This is a genomic window from Methylomonas koyamae (genome assembly GCF_001644025.1).
Classification (GTDB): domain Bacteria; phylum Pseudomonadota; class Gammaproteobacteria; order Methylococcales; family Methylomonadaceae; genus Methylomonas; species Methylomonas koyamae_A.
Map to the genome: position 1 here is coordinate 1 of NZ_LUUK01000058.1, position 15,846 is coordinate 15,846.

At 57.4% G+C, this 15,846-nt stretch carries 11 protein-coding genes and 1 riboswitch; of the genes, 1 reads left to right on the forward strand and 10 read right to left on the reverse strand.

What is annotated here, in order from left to right:
* The 8 genes from A1355_RS05665 to A1355_RS05700 form a co-directional block, all read right to left on the reverse strand.
* Positions 1-3,014 (reverse strand): filamentous hemagglutinin N-terminal domain-containing protein (locus tag A1355_RS05665; protein ID WP_157197763.1); only part of this gene is annotated, 3,014 nt, incomplete at its 3' end.
* A gap of 651 nt (positions 3,015-3,665) precedes the next feature.
* On the reverse strand, positions 3,666-5,309 hold the full coding sequence (locus tag A1355_RS05670; RefSeq protein WP_064025875.1) for a ShlB/FhaC/HecB family hemolysin secretion/activation protein: 1,644 nt from the start codon (positions 5,307-5,309) through the stop codon (positions 3,666-3,668).
* Positions 5,310-5,581: 272 nt separating this feature from the next.
* Positions 5,582-7,189 (reverse strand): hypothetical protein, encoded by a 1,608-nt coding sequence (locus A1355_RS05675; protein ID WP_064025877.1) that lies wholly within the window; start codon positions 7,187-7,189, stop codon positions 5,582-5,584.
* Positions 7,190-7,253: 64 nt separating this feature from the next.
* A complete protein-coding gene (locus tag A1355_RS05680; RefSeq protein WP_064025879.1) occupies positions 7,254-8,015 on the reverse strand; it encodes a VPLPA-CTERM sorting domain-containing protein in 762 nt (253 codons plus the stop codon).
* A 38-nt stretch (positions 8,016-8,053) separates the two neighbouring features.
* A riboswitch (cyclic di-GMP riboswitch) is annotated at positions 8,054-8,177 on the reverse strand.
* An 898-nt stretch (positions 8,178-9,075) separates the two neighbouring features.
* A complete protein-coding gene (gene arsB / locus A1355_RS05685) occupies positions 9,076-10,134 on the reverse strand; it encodes an ACR3 family arsenite efflux transporter (RefSeq protein WP_064025881.1) in 1,059 nt (352 codons plus the stop codon).
* A 24-nt stretch (positions 10,135-10,158) separates the two neighbouring features.
* Positions 10,159-10,602, reverse strand: a complete 444-nt coding sequence (locus A1355_RS05690; RefSeq protein WP_064025883.1) for an ArsI/CadI family heavy metal resistance metalloenzyme — start codon at positions 10,600-10,602, stop codon at positions 10,159-10,161.
* Between the two features lie 25 nt (positions 10,603-10,627).
* Entirely contained in the window at positions 10,628-11,137 is a 510-nt protein-coding gene (locus A1355_RS05695; RefSeq protein WP_231883574.1) for an arsenate reductase ArsC, read from the reverse strand.
* The gene (locus A1355_RS05700; protein ID WP_064025885.1) at positions 11,134-11,472 is read right to left on the reverse strand and encodes an ArsR/SmtB family transcription factor; all 339 of its coding nucleotides are present in this window, start codon (positions 11,470-11,472) and stop codon (positions 11,134-11,136) included. Before A1355_RS05700 ends, A1355_RS05695 begins: the two co-directional genes overlap by 4 nt.
* A 224-nt stretch (positions 11,473-11,696) precedes the next feature.
* Here A1355_RS05700 and A1355_RS05705 point away from each other — a divergent pair, with 224 nt between their 5' ends.
* A complete protein-coding gene (locus tag A1355_RS05705) occupies positions 11,697-12,821 on the forward strand; it encodes a hypothetical protein (RefSeq protein WP_064025888.1) in 1,125 nt (374 codons plus the stop codon).
* 202 nt (positions 12,822-13,023) lie between these two features.
* Here the strand turns inward: A1355_RS05705 and pntB are convergent, their stop codons facing one another.
* Positions 13,024-14,415 (reverse strand): Re/Si-specific NAD(P)(+) transhydrogenase subunit beta, encoded by a 1,392-nt coding sequence (gene pntB / locus A1355_RS05710; RefSeq protein WP_064025890.1) that lies wholly within the window; start codon positions 14,413-14,415, stop codon positions 13,024-13,026.
* Between the two features lie 12 nt (positions 14,416-14,427).
* A partial coding sequence (locus A1355_RS05715; protein ID WP_064025892.1) for a Re/Si-specific NAD(P)(+) transhydrogenase subunit alpha occupies positions 14,428-15,846 on the reverse strand: 1,419 nt, incomplete at its 5' end.

Here is a 15,846-nt window from a genome sequence, read left to right on the forward strand (position 1 = left end):
GCGGCCGGGTCGATCAGCAAATCGATTTTTCCGGCCGCCGCCTTCAATATGCCATCGACAAAGACGCTACCGGCCGTCGCGGTCAATCCGATCGTGGAACCGGTATCGGCGACGATGCGACTGCCGGTTTCCAACACGACGCCGGCATAGCCTTTTAACGTCAGCGTGACCGACTGGCGCAAATGGTCGGCCAATTGGACGGTCCGGCTAAACCCGCGTATCGAACTGCCGGTCGCCGCGTTCTGGTAACCGGCGGTCAATACCAGATTGCGCTGGCTCAAGTTCAAGTCCACGTTGCTTTTTACCGTCAATCCACCGAAGTCGGCACTCAGATTGATTTCGCGAAAGGCCAACTGCTTGGACAGGTCGAACGATCCGGCTGAAGTACCCAACACTAGCGCATCGCTAACGTCGTCGGCGGCGTCGGGCAATCCCACCAGGATTTTGCCGCTCGTCAGATTGAGAACGCCGTTTTGTTCCAAACCGTAGGCGGAGATTTCGCCGGCCAAGGTCAGCGTCGAAATCAAGTCGCCGGTACTGCCTTCGGCGGCCAACGTAATCTCGCCGCCGCGACCGGACCGCACGTTGCCGTTGACCGGTAACCATGCGCCACCGTCGGCCAAAATTTTGGCACCCTTGTTTACAAGCACGTCGCCGTTGGCGCGAAACACCACTTTACCGCCGTCGATCAGCAACGGATCGGTCGGGGTTCCATGCAGACCACTACGCAAATCGTTGACCCATGCGCCGGATACATCCACTTTGACTCCGGACGCCACGACTATCCGCCCCTGTTGCGCTAGATCGACGCCATCCGCCACCGCTGAAATATCGGTTTGCAAATTTAGAGCGCCGCCGGCCGCTTTGAAATCGCCGTTGACGGCGATGTTGGTCGCCTCGACGCTCAATTTGCCGCCCGGCCCCATCGCCAAGTCGGTGTCTAGGGAAGCGTCGCCGCGGGTCTTCACCGACACGTTGCCGACGCCGGAGCGGGTTAGCGTGGCGGCCGCGATTTTCAAATCGATATCGGTCTCGCCGTTCTTGGGGAATTCGTCGTCCAACGCAAAGTTCAATGCGTCGGCACGATCGACGAACTGAACGTTCTGCAGAGTTTTTTGAGCGTCCTGAAACGTCGCCAAATCGATCTCAAAGCTGCCGTTCGCGGCGGCACTCGCCGAAGCTCGCTGGTAAACACCGACCTCGGAACCAGCGGTCAGAGTGCCGCCCCACGCCAGCCGAGGCGCGGAGATTTTCAAACTGCCGGCGGCCAGACCCTCGGTATAGCCTTTTTCAAAAACGCCTTTGCCGAACGACCCCAGCAAGTTCCACGTTTTACTGACCCCCCATTTGGCATGATTTTCCTCGACGCTACCGAAAACGCCGGCATACTTTGCCGTAGGATCGGCATCGCTAATATCGACAACCTCACCGTAGCTGGTCAGCAGCTTGGTGGTCTTGATGTAACCATCCTGATATTGCAGCGAGCCGCCGGAAATATCGAATTGCGAGCCGTCGTTGGCGATCACGTCGCCGCCGGATGTCAACGTGATTTTACCGCCCGTGCCCAATCGCTCTTCCACCGTTCGGCCGATCCTGGCCAAGGCGCCGTCGTCATCGACAAGATCGGTACCCTTGCGCAAATCGACATACACTGTTTTGCCTTTTAGAATCCCGCCGCGCTGCAGCGGCGAATCGCGCAAGTCGTAGCTCTGCACCGAAATCTCGCCGACATTGCGCTCCATCCCCACCTTGACGTTTTTATAGCCGGCGACGTCGATTTTGGCGTTTTTATCGATCAGTATTCGGCCGGACTTGCCAAGGTCGGCGTTTTCCGGAGTGTCGGTCGCGTTAACGGCAACGGTCGCGCCGGGCGCGTGTATCGTCGAACCCGACTCCAAGGCCACCGTGTGGGCACCAATCTCGATATAAGACGCCGGTTGCGTCTGTTCGTCGATCGCGCTACCGCCGTCGCTATCGGCCACCACTTCGGTGACGCTGCCGTCACCCAAGCGAACCTTAGCGTTGGTTTCGGCCCCGTCGCCGGCATTGTCGCGGACGGTCTGCGTAGCGAGCAATACCGGATTGTTCTCCTTGATTTTCTCCCTGGCGATCAAACGAATGGAACCGTTGACGTTCACCGAAGTCGTCGCGCTGACTCGGCCTTCCTGGTTGACCGCGAAACCGGCCAAAGTCACATTGCCCTGCCGCACGGCGATATCGCCGGTGTTGGTCACCTTGCCGCCGGTACCCACTTCGACCAGCAAACCGGAGAACGGACCTTTGTCGGCGGCGGCCTGCAGATACACCTTGTCTTCGCTGGCCGCCATGATAATTTGGCCTTGAGTGCCGGCGGTCACCGTCCCATCGTTAGTAATTTTCGGCGCGGCGATGATAATGCGGCCGGCCTTGTCGGTGGTGATCTTGGCGCCGGCGTTAATCAGTATCTCGGCGGTTTTAGGATCGAGTTTGTCGTCCGGCGATTTAGGCTCGATTTCCAAGGCCGCGCCCTTGCTTTCGTCGTAGACACGGGTGATGCCGCGCGCCCAGGCTTCGTCGGTAACTTTTAAAGTGGTGGCGATGAAGCTGTTGACGTTCACCACCGAGTCTTTGTCGAAGATAAAGCCGTTTTTGTTGTACAGATAGATTTGGCCGTTGGCGACGATCTGACCCATGATCCTGCTGGGATCTTGATCTGGATCGTTTATCTTGTTCAATGCGATCGACGAGGTGCCGGGCTGCTCGAACTTGACGGTATTTTCCTTGCCGACGTTGAATTTTTGCCAATTCAAGACTGCTTTGTCCGAAAGCTGCTTGATCACCATCGTATTCCCGTCCACGACCGGTGCTTGCGCACTACCGCTACTGATCCAAGCGGCCGCCGGTATCGGTAATTCGGCCAACGCGGCGCCGTTACCCACCAACAGGCCGCCGGCCAATGCGTAGCGCACGCGAGCCGCGAGCGGTTTCAATCGAAATTGAACGTCCTGGGATTTAGCCGATGGTTTGTTGGTCATGGAATTAGCCCTTCAAATAAAATAACGCGCCGGCGGGGAATTAACCAAATAAGCGCAAACAGCGACTTCGCCGAATTAATCTTCTATTGATTGCAACCATTCAGCGCGCGGCACGAATTTCTTTCCCGCGGAGAAGGAATAAACCACCCTTTTCCAAATGCCCGGCGAATAGTGACTATTTATTAATCTATCCGACTAACGGTCGCCAAAAACTGTACTAAAGTAGCAATCAAATTATTTAGCCATTCGGAATATGACGAGTCTATTACACCCAAAATCCAAACTCATCGCCGAACAAAAAACATCCAATTAAATGCCTTATTAATTAATTGGTTATAGCAAATAAATCGCCGGGATAATCTTGAAAATTAATAGTATAAAAATTAGGTCATATTATCGTAACAACCAACATTGCCGATTTCGTCGTTCGCGCGCCGCCGTTCAAACAAAATCTATAAATACGCCGAATTTCCATACGTTCAAGCCGATGTTTTAAATACCGTTTAAACGCATCTATTTATCGACTCCAGAAACCAGCCGGAGTACAAACCTAGGTTTGTACTCCCTTCAACAATCGAAAAAATCCGCGAGTTTCTCCGCGACTCGTCAAATAGAGCGTCGCGCTTCGCATAGCGGAACACGGAACAGCCTTTAAAAATCGGTGGCGATATTGAAATGCACGCGCGGATCGCCGCTACTGACCGGCGCCAACCCGCTGAACGGTATGCCTACGTCGAAAGCCCCGCTCAAATGCTTCCACACCTGAAAGCGTAAACCGACGCCGGCGCTGCTCAAGAAATTGCCCTTGGCGTTGCCTTTCAAAGGGTTCTTGACCCAGCCCTTGCCGGCGTCGAGAAACGCCAACAGCTTCAACTCATCGACGGCTTCCCAATCGGCCAAACCCAAATGCGGGCTATGCAATTCCAACGAACCGAACACCGCGTCGTCGGCCAAGGCCTGGGTTTCGAAATAACCGCGCACGCTTTGCGCGCCGCCGAGCGAAAATTGCTCGTTGCTGATCAGCGGGGTATCGGCCGCCTGGCCGGCAAAATGGCCGACCAAGCTCATACCCCACGGCAGGTCTTGCTGATGCTTCAAGTCGCCGGTCAGGTACATGTAGTTTGCCTTGGCCAGGTAACGCTTGTTCTCGAACTCGGCCTGGCTGTTGCCCAAGCCGCGAAACGACCAGTGCGCGCCCAATTCGAAGCTGGTCTGGCGACCGTCGCCGTTCAGCGTGCCACTGTACTGAGCCATGAATGGGGTGTAACTGATCGGAGTCTTGATCGCGTCGGCGCCTATCAAATTCAAATCTTCCTTAAAGTCCTTGTAGTCCACGCCCAAGGTGCCGCTGTGGTAATAGTCGGGCAAGGCTTTAAACGGATGCACCAACCGGGCGCCGTAAATGTTACCGATACCGATCACCGACAAGGCGCCGGCACTGGCGATTTGCGCGTTCGACGACGAACTGACCGCGTAGAAGGCCAACCGGGTCGGACTGTCGAACAGCGGTAGCGCGTAGGTTCCCGCCCAAACGTCCACTTCGGCGTTGTTTTCCGGGGATACTTGATACATCAGCGAGGCGCTGTGAAAGGCCTGCCAAAGGTTGTCGTAACGCAACGACGAGACCAGCCGCAGCCGCGAGGTGGTCGAGGTATTACGGCCGTTGAGTTCGACGCGGCCGTGCAAGGGCATTTCGTCCTTGACCTTTAAATCCACTTCCAGGGTACCGGGCGTTTCGCCGGCCCGCAGAATCGGCTGAATCTGGCGATCCGGCGATTGGCCGGCCAACTCGGCCAGTTGTTGCTGCATTTTCGGCATGTTGGGAACGTTGCCTTCGGCTAGCTCCGGCACGGCGGCCTTGATTTTGCCCAACGCGAAATAGCGCGAGTCCTTGACCCGCAACTTGGATACCTTGCCTTCGACGACCTGCAGATAAACCACGCCGTTTTTAACGTCCTGTTCGGGAATATCCACCGAAACAGTTTGAAAACCGTTGGCTTGATACAGACTTTCCAGCGCGGCCCTGGCCAATTCGACGTTATCGATGCTTTTGTCCGGCCCCAGAAACCGATACACCGTCCGCTCGAGCTGTTTTTTGTCCAACAGCGTATTGCCCTTGACCCGCAATTCCAGCAAATCGAACTTGGCCGGCGCGCCGGCTTGGTCGGTCTGGCCGCCGTTTGAAGGCGTAGAGACCTGGTCGGCCGCGAGCGCGGACAGCGAGCCGCTAGCCAGCAATGCAGCCATCAATACTTCGCGCCAGACCCGGCGGAAGCGGACAGTGTTCAAACTCATTGAATTCCGATGAAACCTAAACGGCCTTCGTTATGAAGGCCTGCGAGCCGCCATTTTAGGTAGCCCAGGTTAAGCTTTTATGACAAACCGGTGACGCGCGGCGGGCATTCGCACCGGCAACCGGCCTGCTACGAATCGACCGCGTCGCCCCGAAAACGGCAATCGCGTTAAAACCGAAAAAGCGGCCGGGTCAGCCGCGTTGCCGCGACTGCCCCGGTCACTTTTTAAGGCGGTCGTCCCTGACCTGGTTCGGGATTGCCCCTAATCAACCATTACAGTTTGGCATCGCCGTTGTTGTAAATGGTTGGTGCGCGGCAGGCATTAGTCGATGCGGCTGCTGTCGCATGACTGTATGGATTGACCGGACGGCTGGCGTTAAACGCACCGTTGGCTTCGGGAGCAAAGCTGGTCGGTACGGCCAAGAATGCACCTGGAGTAGCGGTAAAGGTGTGGGTGAAACCGGCATTCAGCGCCGCCATCACTTCCGGCGCGCCGGCTGAAGTAATGATCGCGTTGGTCAGTTTTTTCAGGTTGGCGTCGGAAAAGTGGTCGGTCCAATATTGGAAAGTGTTTTCCGCCCAGTCCTTGTATTTGCCGTTGACCACGTTAGCCAGGGTCGGCGCCACGCCATCGACTTTAACAAAACGGAAGTTGCTGGATACGGCGGTCTTTTTCTCCAGAGACTGGATACCGACCGCCCAGCGCACACCGTAGGTGTTATTGAAACCGTTGGCGGCGTTGCTGCCGTCGTTCAGCTCGTCCAAGCAGTTGCCGACCGAACCCGAGGTGTTGTTCTCGTGGATCATCGGATAGCCGTCGCCTTCACTGAAACCCAAGGACACTGCGTCTGCGGCCGGTGAAGTAGCGACTGCCGCTTCGGTGCAAGGATCGTGCAGGAATTTAATGTTGGATTGGGCCTGGGTACCGGAACCGTTTTCGCGGCGGCAGGTGTGCAACAACGAAGAACCCGGCAAATAAGCTGCGGCATTAGCTTGGACCCAATCGTACAAACCGGTGGAACCGGTCACTTTCAATTGATTCCAGTCCGCCCAGCTGCCGGCATGAATCGATGCGATTTGCGCCGAACTCAGGCTAGGCATGCAGGCCTCGGTTTCGGCACCGACCGCGCAGCCCGCCAAGGAACCGTTGGCGATTTGAGCGGCTTGCAATGCAAAATACAGTTTTTTGGTGACCGGCACGCCGAAGGTCACCGCCGAAGCGCTTTTCACGGTCAATTTAGCGACATCGTCGGAAGTCACATTCAGATAGCCGGTTGGGGCGTTGTTTCCGGTAAATTGCCCCGGATCGACGTCGGAAATGCCGAAGTCGGAGATGTGGGTGCTGTATTTGCTAGCATCGGCCAAGTCGTAAGGGCAGGTGATCAAGCCCAGCGTCGAACCGGCGACCGGCAAGGTGTTGGAGGTGCAAGCCGAGCTGATTTTCAAAAACTCGATCGTAGCATTGGCGGTATCGCCGTTGGCTTCGGCGATGATAGGGCTAACGCCGAACGCGGAACCGCCGGCGCTGCGTTTGTAGACCAAGATGTAAGGCTTGTTGGTCGGTACATTGCTGTTGGTAGTAGCGCGGGTGCACAAATAAGCGTTTTGGTCGGAACCGGTCAGGCTGTCTTTGTATTTCCAAACTTTTTTAGTGGTGTCGCAGACTTTATCGGCGGCCGGTACCGATGAATCGGTGATCAGCTTTTCGATAAAGTTGACCGCCGCGGAGGCGCCGGACAGATACAACACGTTGGTTTGGCTGGCGTCGATGATCGGCAGGTTATTGCCGTCGACCGGAATCGGATCATTGATGGTGGCGGCTTGCACACCTGATGCGGCCAGCAAGGCACTGATCGCGGTGCCTAATACTAAGTTTTTCATGGGTAGTTCCTCGAGTTATCAATCGTGAAAACCGGAGCGGCGCCAACGCCGCTCCGAATACCGCTTACGCGGCGGCGTATTTACGGCGGGTCGCGCGCAACATGCCCATCAGGCCGGCGCCGAACATCCAAACCGCGGCCGGCAGCGGCACATTGGCTTGGACCGGAGCGTAGGTCAGCAGATCGCCGGCCAGGGTCCATTTACCAGCGGCCAGAGTGTGAGGCTGAATGCCGTTGTAGTACCAGAAATCGCCGGAGGTGCCGTAGGCTATATTGGCTTGAGCCAAGCTGACTGCGGTGAAGATGGTGTTGAATTGGTTGTGCTGCCCGGTTTTCGGGGTATCGGAGTCGTACACCAACGAACTCAGATTGGCCGCATAGTCGGCTGCGGTAGCACCGGGGTTATCCGCAACTTGTCCACCGTTAATTTCATTCGCGTGATTTTTAATTGCCGTTCCGGTGTTTGCCGACACAGTCAAATTCGTGAATTTGGGGATCTCGACCATACCGGTAATCATCTGCTTGGAACCGTAACCGACGGCAACCGCGAACTTGGTTTGCGAAGCGTCCATACCGCTGGCAAAAGTGTTCCACATATCGTTGTCGGCCAGGTTGTAGCTCAGCGTATAACTGTCGTTGGCGACGTTGGCGATCAGATCGCTCATCAACACGCCCAAATCCAGCGTGAACGTCAAGGTTTGGCTTTTGTCGTATACCGACAAATACGCTTCGACCGTAGCCGCGCTAGTGTTGTTGATAGACGCATTCGCCGCGCCGGTGGCAGCAAACATCGCCGCCGCCAACAAGGCTTTGTTTAAAGATTTCATAATGGTTTCCTTATGTTTAAGATTTAAAAAATACATAAGGTGACAGCCCAGCCGTCTTGGCTTGTCGGCTTCCTACCGCCCGCCGCCATCCCCGGCGACCGACCCAAGCCAAGACCTGAAACTTTCCGTCCCCGCCTCGCGGCGAGTTTGGCTTTTACACGCTTACCTGCTCACTAAACTTCTAACACCTCGAGTGGTGTCGCTATCCCCGCTACCATGTGTCCGTATTGCAACCTACTCCCTACCTTCTTCCTCTTGCCGCTCCCTTCGCTGGTCTTCCCTGTTCCCTGTAATTCCGCGTCAACCAAGATCCCGCGGCTCCCTGCCATCTCAGTTGCGGCGAATTATTCCAAACAAATCAATAAGTTTCCGTTACAGCTCTGTTAAAGAATCGTGAAATGTATTACATGCGTGATACGCCGAAACATCGCCGAATGCCGCAGCACGTTGTTTTTCAAGGGCGAATCGTTGCCGCCACGGACCGCGTACCTAACAGGCTAAATTGGGCGCATCCGACATGGACTGTCGAATTTGGCGTGCGGCATCGGCCGCCCGCCCAACGATTGGAGGACTTAACATTGGCCGGAAACGAATATCGGCGAGAGGGCAACTGTGCTAATCGTTAGACGCTGTCGCGGGGACCAAGCACTGATGGACTGACTTTGCCCGGCGTTGCAAACGCGCTAACCGCAGTTATCGGCGATTCGCGGCTAAACACTCGGTCGCCGCTAAAACGCCGCCTACCGGAGTTTCCCAAACGGGAAAACTATAGCTTTCAAAGTCAGGATGCCCGTGGCATTGGGAATGGCGTGTTTGTGCTTCCCCGCCGGAGCGGGACCTATTAACCCGGCTCTTGTAATATCGTTCGCCCTGTCGAAGGGCACGCCGGTCCGGGCTTAGACCAGCTCAGCCCGAGAAACACCAGTGAGAAATAGGGCCGGATGTAGAGGGCATGCGGCGGCTGACGCCGAATTGCGAGAAATTGACCGAAACCGAGGTTACAGGGGGATCGATCGTTCGAAAAAGCCGGTGCTGGCGAGAACGCCGAAACCTGCCGGGACTAGCGCCCGACAAACCAGCGCTGTTGAATCGCGAACGCGACGTTCACCAAGCCGACCATGACCGGCACTTCGATCAGCGGCCCAATCACCGCCGCGAAAGCCGCGCCGCTGTCGATGCCGAACACTGCCACCGCCACCGCGATCGCCAATTCGAAGTTGTTGCTGGCGGCGGTAAAGGCCAAGGTCGTGGTTTGGCCGTAGTCGGCGCCGATTAGTTTGCCCATCGCGAAACTGACCAGAAACATCGCGACGAAATAAATCAGCAGCGGTAACGCGATGCGCAACACGTCGAGCGGCAATTGCACGATCAATTCGCCCTTCAACGAGAACATCGTCACGATCGTAAACAGTAACGCGATCAGCGTCAGCGGGCTGATTTTGGGTACGAAACGCTGCTGGTACCAATCCTTGCCCTTGGCTCTGACCAACAGCCAACGCGTCGCGAAACCGGCGATGAACGGAATCCCCAGATAAATAAACACGCTTTGGGCAATATCGGCGACCGTCACCGCCACCAAACTGCCCGGCAAACCGAACAGCGGCGGCAACACGGTGACGAACAACCAGGCATAAACCCCGAAAAACAGCACTTGAAACACACTGTTAAAGGCCACTAGCCCGGCGCAGTAGTCGTTATCGCCGCGCGCCAGTTCGTTCCAGACGATCACCATCGCAATGCAACGGGCCAGGCCAATCAGGATCAAGCCGGTCATGTATTCCGGATAGTCGGCTAAAAATCCGATCGCCAAGCCGAACATCAACAGCGGACCGATCAGCCAGTTTTGCACCAGCGACAGCGCCAACACCCGGCCGTTACGAAACACGTCGCCGAGTTCCTCGTAACGCACTTTCGCCAGCGGCGGATACATCATCAAAATCAAACCGATCGCAATCGGGACGTTGGTGGTGCCGACCGAAGCCTGGGCGTTCAGGCGATTCACCTGTTCCGGAAACGCAAAGCCGATGCCCACACCCAGCAACATCGCGAGAAATATCCACAAGGTTAGGAAGCGGTCCAAAAACGACAAGCGCGGCTGCGGGCAGATTGGCAAATTCATCGTGGAAAACCTCGAACTGTTCGATCAGATAGGGCTGCAATTCGACGAAGGACCGCAGCAACTCGCGGCGCTATCGGTCGGCAAATCGGCGTCTTTACCGAATATCGGAATGCTTTTCAACGAATGAAAAGCTTCCCAGGGGACGCCTTGCGGATCGACCGTCCAGTATTTGTCCGATTCGGCGTAGCAGCAGGCGGCCTGTTTTTGCTCCATGATCGGCAACGCCGCCTGTTGCAGCACCTGCTGAATTTCGGTCAAGGCCTGCTCCGATTCGACTTGAATGCCGAGATGATCCACGCCCGCTGCTCGGCTCCGGTTGGAGATCGCGAAGTTGATGCGCGGATCGTCCAGCATCCATTTGGCGTAATCGTCGTGGACGACGCTGGGTTCGGCTTGGAACAGCGCACTGTAGAACGCAATGTTCCGTTGTAGATCGTCGACGGCAAGGTGAATATGGAAACGTTTCATAAGGCTGTTTTCTCCGCGAGAGGGGTTAAGGTAACAAGGCGCCGATGCGATCCAGTTCGGTCTTAAAACGCTCGGGATCGTTTTTCAATTCATTCAACGGCAAGTCCAGAAACCGCTCGATCCGGTAACGCACGATCCCGTAGGCAGTTTCGAAAGCGGCTTTGATTTGTTCCGGGCTGCCTTCGGCGTGCGCCGGATCGTCCACGCCCCAATGGGCGCGCAAGGCTGGGCCGAGATAGGCCGGACAAGTTTCGTTGGCGGCATTGGCGCAAACGCTGATCACGATATCCGGCGTCACCGGCAAATCGTTCCAGGACTTGCTGAAATAGCCGGCCGTGGATATCCCTTTTTCTTCCAGTATCGCCACCGCGCCTTCGTTCAAGCGGCCGATCGGCCGGCTGCCGGCACTGATCGCATGCCAGCCCGCCGGCGCCATGTGGTTGAAGATCGCTTCGCCCATCAGCGAGCGGCAGGAGTTTCCGGTACACAAAAATAAGACGTTCATACTGGTGACAATTTTGTTGGTTTGATTCAAGACTCGCCGTCGCCGCAAGCCGTTCGCTCCGGGCCGAAGCAAGCCGCCGGGCTGCCGGCGCAACACTCCTCGGTCAGATACGCAATTAACTCACGGATCAGTTTCAAATCTGCCCGATAGCGTTGAAAGCGGCCTTCCTGCGTGGCGTCAACCAGCCCGGCATGGGTCAGGGCTTTTAAATGAAACGATAGATTGGTCGGCGGCAAACCCAGTTCCGCGGCGATTTCGCCGGCAACTAAGCCCTGCGGCGCGTGTTTGACCAGCAACCGGAACACGTCCAAACGCACACCGGAAGCCAGAGATTCGAACAATTTAGCGGCTGATTCCTTATCCATCGGTTTAACTATTCAATAATTATTGTATAGTCTAAATATTTTTTCGGGTTTGGCAAGTCGGCACTGAGCAGTGGCTCGAATCGGATACTTGCAATCCTTAAGCACGACTCCGCCAAACGACGGCAAATCCGCGCCGTCGTTCACGGTCATTTATTTTGTGGCGAGTCTATGGAAATTTTTATAATGCGCTGTCCCTTGAATATTCGAGCAATGCCACGGTCACGATGAGCGAAACCCGCACGCTGCAACAAGCCTACCAAACCGCCGTCCAGCCGCCGCGCGACCCCGAGCGCCTAGCCCAAGCACTCAACGACTGGTACCAGCGCTGGCCGACGCGCAATTTCCTGCATCCCTGCGTCATCGACGGCAAGGCCGCGCTGGTTTGTCAAGCCGACTTGAGCGTCTCGGCGGCGGACGCTTATCGCGAACTGCTGGCAATCGCCGAGGCGCACGGCGTACTCCTGAGACAAGACCGGCGTTCGTCGGACTGTCCTCCGGCGCACGGCAACCGCCGCCGCGACGTCGGCTTGGTATTGACGTTTTGTATCGGCTTGCTGGGTTGGTCGCGGGCGGTCAGCGCCGACGACTTGCTCACGCCTCCGCCAAGTCCCGCCGCGCAGTTGGTGGCGCCACCGGCCGGCGCGATGCAGGCGATCGCCAGTCGAGACGAAGCCAACCATACCTTGATCAAGTTGCGAAGAACCCAACCGCCGAGCGCCGCCGACATCGCCAACGCCTATCAACAGGTCGCGAATCCGCAACCGGCGCCGGCCGACGCGGCAGCCGCGATACTGGATTTTCTGAAAAACGCCTATCGACCCGAGCTTGGCGAACCGGCCAGCGTCGCCGCCGATTTCGAGAGCATCGCGGCATACTACGCCCATTATCCGGCGGTCGCGGCACTAATCAGGGATCTGGACCAACAAAAAGTGCTGCTGAAATACCGCAAGAACACCTGGCAGGCGCAAGCCTGGGGCAACCAATACCGGGTCGATAGCGTGACGATTTATTTCGATACCCGACTAGGCGCGCAACTACTGGCCGAACCGGGCTGCGACGCCAACCCGGCCTGCGGCGTATCGCCGGCCGACGCGCTGCTGCACGAACTGCTGCACGCCAAACTGATGCTGTTGGATAGCGGCCATTTCATCGCCGGCGGCGGCATGGCGCAAAATCTTTACCCTTTCGAACACGAGCGGGAAGTCATCGCCGAGGAAAACCGGCTGTACCGCTCCATGAACCAAGAGGACGGTCTTGCCCGGCCCTTGCGCCATCGCCATAGCGGCCAATTGGCGGAAGTCAGTTGTCCGGCCTGCGCGCCGCACCAACAACTCGCCGCCGCGCCCTAAATCAACCCATTCGACTGGGGCAGCGCCTGCCGACTAAGGCGGGAGTGAGCCGTAGACCGGATTTGACAGGGGTTCCGGCTCGTATTGAAGAGAAGGAATGACGATAGCCCCGACCGGCACCGGTAACGGTGCCGGTCGGGGGCTACTACCGAATGTCGCGCCCGCCCGCCAATCAGCGCGGTCCGGACAGCGGCCGTTCAAATTAAGCCTGCAAGGCTTTCAACAAAGCTTGTAACCGGTCATTGGCATCGCCGAACAACATGCGGGTGTTTTCCAGCACGAACAACGGATTGCCGACGCCCGCATAACCGGAGGCCATGCTGCGCTTCATGACGATGGTGGTGCCGCCCTTCCAGCATTCCAGCACCGGCATGCCGGCGATGGGACTGTTCGGATCGTTCAAGGCCGACGGATTGACGATGTCGTTGGCGCCGATCACGATCGACACATCGACTTCCGGAAAGTCGTCGTTGATTTCGTCCATTTCCAGCACGATGTCGTAAGGCACCTTGGCTTCGGCCAGCAACACGTTCATGTGGCCGGGCATCCGGCCGGCGACCGGGTGGATCGCGAAGCGTACCTTCTTGCCCTGTCCGACCAGCAACTTGGTGATTTCGTTGACGGTATGCTGGGCTTGAGCGACCGCCATGCCGTAACCGGGAATGATGACGATGTTCTTGGATTCGCGCAGCAGTTGCGCGGTTTCCTCGGCTTCGATCGGCTGAACTTCGCCTTCGATTTCCGCCGCCTCTCCGCCGCCGGCGGTACCGAAACCGCCCGCGATGACGCTGAGGAAATGGCGGTTCATCGCCCGGCACATGATGTAACTCAGAATCGCGCCGCTGGAACCCACCAGCGCGCCGGTGACGATCAGCAAGTCGTTGCTGAGCATGAAACCGGTCGCCGCCGCCGCCCAGCCCGAGTAGCTGTTCAGCATCGACACCACCACCGGCATGTCGGCACCGCCGATCGCCATCACCATGTGCACGCCGAACACCAGCGCGATGCCGGTCATGATCAGCAGCGGCGTCAACGCGTCGCCGGCTTCGGCGTTAGCCAAGAACTGACGGCCCAGAATGAAGGTGGCGACGAACAGCGCCAGATTTAACCAATGCCGGGCCGGCAGCAATACCGGTTTGCCGGTGACCTTGCCGCACAGTTTACCGAAGGCGATTACCGAACCGGAGAAGGTCACCGCGCCGATGAACACGCCGATGTAGATTTCCAGCTCGTGTATGGTTTTTTCGACGCCGACCAACGTGGAATTATGATCGAGGAAACTGGCGTAACCGACCAACACCGCCGCCATACCGACCAGGCTGTGCATCAGCGCGACCAGTTCCGGCATTTGCGTCATTTCCACCCGCGCCGCCGCGAAGGCGCCGATCGAGCCGCCGATCAACAGCGCGCCGGCCAGAATGCCGAACGCTGTAACGTGACCGCCGAACACCGTCGCGACAATCGCGATCGCCATGCCCAGCATGCCGAAATAGTTGCCGCGCCGGGAAGTGTCCTGCCGGCTGAGACCGCTCAAGCTTAAAATGAACAGAATCGATGCCGAGATGTAAGACATCGTAACTAAACCTTGTGCCATGTTGCCTACTCCTTATTTTCTGAACATTTCGAGCATGCGCCGGGTGACCAGAAAGCCGCCGGCGATGTTGATGGACGCGATCAAGATGGCCACGCCGGACAATACCGTAATCACCAAATTATTCGGCGTCGACACTTGCAGCAAGGCACCGATGACGATGATGCCGCTGATCGCGTTGGTCACGCTCATCAACGGCGTATGCAGCGAAGCGGTGACGTTCCAGATCACTTGATAACCGACAAAGCAAGCCAGCACGAACACGGTGAAATGCGACAGGAACGACGCCGGCGCGACCGCGCCCATGCCGAACAAGGCGGCGCCCGCCAGCAGAATCGGCAGCAGTTGCGCCAGCGCCGATTGGGGTTTCTCCACTTTGGGCTCGACCGCCGGCGCTTCGGTCAGCGGTTTCGGGCTGGCGGAGAGTTTCGGCGGCGGCGGCGGCCAGGTGATCTTGCCTTCCTTGATCACGGTGGCGCCACGGATCACTTCGTCGTCGAAATTGACGTTGAGCGTGCCGTCCTTGGTCGGACACAAGTCGGTCAGCAAGTGGCGCAAGTTAGTGGCATACAGTTGGCTGGACTGGTTGGCCAGCCTACTGGGCAGATTGGTGTAGCCGATGATGGTGACGTCGTGCTTGACCACCACCCGGTCTTTTTCGGTCAGCGCGCAGTTGCCGCCTTGCTCGGCGGCCAAATCGACGATGACGCTGCCGGGCTTCATCGATTTCACCATGCCGGCGGTAATCAGTTCCGGCGCGGGTTTGCCGGGAATCAGCGCGGTGGTGATGATGATGTCCACTTCCATCGCCTGACGGGCGAACAGCGCCATCTCGGCTTCGATAAACTCCTTGGACATGGTTTTGGCGTAACCGCCGCTGCCGGAACCGTCTTCATGAAAATCCAGCATCAGAAATTCGGCGTCCATGCTTTCGATTTGTTCCTTGACCTCTGGGCGAGTGTCGAAGGCGCGGACGATGGCGCCCATGCCCTTGGCCGCGCCGATCGCCGCCAAACCGGCCACGCCGGCACCGATGACCAAGACCTTGGCCGGCGGTATCTTGCCAGCGGCGGTGATCTGACCGGTGAAAAAACGACCGAAATGCTGGGCGGCTTCGATCACCGCCCGATAGCCGGCGATATTGGCCATCGAGCTGAGCGCGTCCATTTTTTGAGCTCGCGACATGCGCGGCACGCTATCCATCGCCAACACTGTGGCGTTTTTAGCCGCCAATTGCTGCATCAGCGCGTCGTTTTGGGCCGGCCAAATAAAGCTGATCAGGGTCTGGCCGTCTTTCAGCAATTCCGCTTCGTCTATCGCCAGTTCCGGGTGACGTTCCGGCGCCCGGACTTTCATAACGATATCGGACTCCTGCCAGACTGCCTTGGCGTCGGGCAGAATCTTGACGCCGACTTCCTGGTAGGCTTCGTCGCT